The organism is Oerskovia enterophila (genome assembly GCF_044748475.1).
Classification (GTDB): domain Bacteria; phylum Actinomycetota; class Actinomycetes; order Actinomycetales; family Cellulomonadaceae; genus Oerskovia; species Oerskovia enterophila.
In genome coordinates, this window is sequence record NZ_JBIVFZ010000011.1 from 1 (window position 1) to 2,866 (window position 2,866).

2 protein-coding genes are annotated in these 2,866 nt (G+C 68.5%); one reads left to right on the plus strand and one right to left on the minus strand.

What is annotated here, in order from left to right; translation table 11 throughout:
• Positions 1–653: 653 nt before the first annotated feature.
• Positions 654–938, plus strand: coding sequence for a putative quinol monooxygenase (locus tag ACIPWA_RS20355; protein WP_400292458.1), 285 nt, complete (start codon positions 654–656; stop codon positions 936–938).
• A gap of 35 nt (positions 939–973) precedes the next feature.
• Here ACIPWA_RS20355 and ACIPWA_RS20360 read toward each other — a convergent pair whose 3' ends face one another.
• Positions 974–1,939, minus strand: a complete 966-nt coding sequence (locus ACIPWA_RS20360; RefSeq protein WP_400292460.1) for a hypothetical protein — start codon at positions 1,937–1,939, stop codon at positions 974–976.
• Between the last annotated feature and the right edge of the window lie 927 nt (positions 1,940–2,866).

The following is a 2,866-nucleotide window of genomic DNA, read 5'->3' on the forward strand; positions in this document are numbered from 1 at the left end:
GGCATTAACTATCAAGCACACTGTTGAGTTCTCAAGCAACCGACACGCACCGACTCCAACCCGTTTCCAGGCCTTCACTCGGGGCAACTTCTTAATCTTATCAGACTCTCCGGGGCCTTCCAACTTCATGATTTCTCGTGAAGCGAGCCTTCCAAGTCGGCCACATTCCCTACTCCTCGAGGACACGAATGTCCTCAGAAGTCTCAAGGAGGTTTGGCTCACCCGGGGGATCCAGCCACTTCGCGGCGGCTCCGAGGAGCTTCGCAGTGGTGTCTGTTCCTCCCTGCCGGGCTGACTCAGAGAACATTACTGGGGGAGGCCCCTCTGGTCAAACCCGCTCAGGGTGACCCCGGTCACCGCGTCGGCGTGCCCCGAGCGGAGCGTCTCGGGCGCCGACGTCGGGCCCGGCGAGTGCGCAGCAGGACCGCGTCGCGCGCGATCGTCCGGTGCGCGCGACGCGGAGACCTTCCCCGCCGTCTCTCGGCGCCCAGATCCCTGGTGGCTGCCCCCGGCTCACGCCGGAAGGGACTACGGTCGGCGAGGGCGGCCGGCCCGGCCCCGCGGACGTGGATCCGTGCGCGCCGGACCGTCGTCGACCTGCACGATGGGCTCCGTCCCGGCCCTGACGACCCTTCACTCCCCGAGGAGACTCCTTGATCCGCGTCCACGTTCCCTGCAGGGTGCAGGAAGCCGACCTCCCTCGAGCCCTCGCTGTCTACGAGGAGCTCGTCGCCGCCACCAGGCGCGAGCTCGGCTGCCGGTCGTACGAGCTCCTGCAGCGCGCGGACGAGCCGACCTCGCTGCTCCTCACCGAGGAGTGGGAGTCCGACGACCATCTGATGGCTCATACCCAGACCGAGCACTTCATCCGTCTTGTGGCAGAGCTGGAGTCACTCGAGGTAGCCGAACCTGCTGTGTTCTTCCGACGCATCCTGTAGCTCGAGGACGCTGTCGCACGGTCTGGGGACCACTCTCATCCAGCGGGGAGGTCTGACATGACCTCCCAGTGGGCGCGGCGCTCGGTCTCGGGTACGTCCGTGAGCGTGCTGGCGACGGCCGCGACATCCTCGACTGTTGCGGCGGCACCTGCGTCGACGGTGACCCAGTACCCGTCGCGGTACGTTCCGAACGTGAGCCCATCGGAGCTAGCCCAGCCTCCGTCGACGATGCGGCAGCGGTCGGCGAAGTCCGCGTAGACCTGTCCTACGATCCAGCTCCCCTCGCCGGAGGACAGCAGCCAGCACGCGAAGCCGTCGGGGTCTTCCTCACCAGGGTCGCCCCACACCGACATCGTGATCGTGAGTTCCCGTCCGTCCCGGTCGACCCCGACTTCGGCGACTTCTCCAGTGAGCGTGCGGAGGTCGGTCCGGGCGCCGGTCAAGGTGGTCGTCGCGCCAGGGAGCAAGTTGTCGTACATCGCTTCACGTGCCGCGACGTTGCTCGCTCTGGCTGCAGCGGCCTCCTGGGTGGCATCCGATGCGGCCTGCCAGCCGTACAGCACGGCGACGAGGACGATCGTGAGTCCGCCGAACAGCTTCGCCCACCTCGGGAGTGCAAACGTCGAGATCCCCGCCACGAGGGCGCCGATCACCACCGGCACCGGGACGCCGTAGCGCGGGTCGAAGGGGATCTCGCCCTGCGCCACGAGCTCCGCTCCGATCGCCGCTGGGGCGAGCAGAGTGAGCACGACTGCCAGCCCTATCCGGCGCCGTCCTGTGGCTGCCCGCAGGATCGCGGCGTTGGCGAAGGGGATCCCGACGAGCAGCAGAAGGCCGAGAGGAAGCATGACGGCCGGGGCGAACAAGACACCGACGACCAAGGCCGGGCCCACTGCGGCGGCAAAGGCGGCGAGAACCCCGCAGCCCAGTGGCACAGCGACGGCAGCGAGGCGGTCCGGCGGGGTGCCGGTGTCCTCGGCGGCGGGCCGTAGGGCGGTCATCCGCCGATGCTAGCGCCGGCTGCGTGCGGATCCGCTGGCCAAGCGGCGAGGACCCCACCGCCCAGTGGTACCGCGACGGTCCGGCGTCGGGGTGCCTGTGTCACCAGCGGCCGGCCGTAGCGCGGTCACGGACGCTCCTCCGTCGGAGGGCCGACCTGAGCTGGTCGACACGACCGTCTGTCCGTCGACCAGCCCGACGCACGGCTGGTGGAGACGTCGCCACTGCTGCGCGCGGTCGTCAGGCCGTCGGAGCTTTGTCAGCAGATCGTCGAGCGCGGGCGCGGCCTCTCGCGACGCTCTGACACACGTCCCCGTCGCCGACGACCCCGCTTCGCGGCGCCCGGACCCCACCAGAGTTCGGTGAGCTCGAGTTCAGTCCCCCGTCCTTCTTTGCCCCAAGCGCGAAAGACGGTTCTCATCAAGCCCCGGCCTCCGCGATGTCACGAGGCTCCACGGAGGGGCGCACGTCGAGCGACGTCCATGCCTGACCGCGCGGGCTGTCGAAACAGCTGTCGATGCGCTCCAGACATCGATGTCAGCGAGCCGCCTCGGGGTGGACAGGTCGACACCCACACCCGCCGCGTGCCGCCGACCCCTCGGGAGAGTTGTCAGAAGCTGGCTGGGGTATAGCCCGGTGAGGTTCTGACACGTGGTCATGGCGGTGGTGTTGTCAGAACGTGAGCGGGGTATGGGCCGGCGCAGTTCTGACGACCGAGCTCTGGGTACAGAAGTGCCCCGGGCACAGGGTGCTCGGGGCTGGGTGTTCATGGCCGACTGCATTGGCGGGCCGGCGGTGCAGTGGGCCTTGTGGTGCCGGCGTGGCCGGATTGTGTGGGGGTATGCCAAAGGCCCACCCCGTGTGGGGTGGGCCTTTGGTGAATGGTTGTCCGGCGGCGACCTACTCTCCCACCCCGTCTCCAGGGCAGT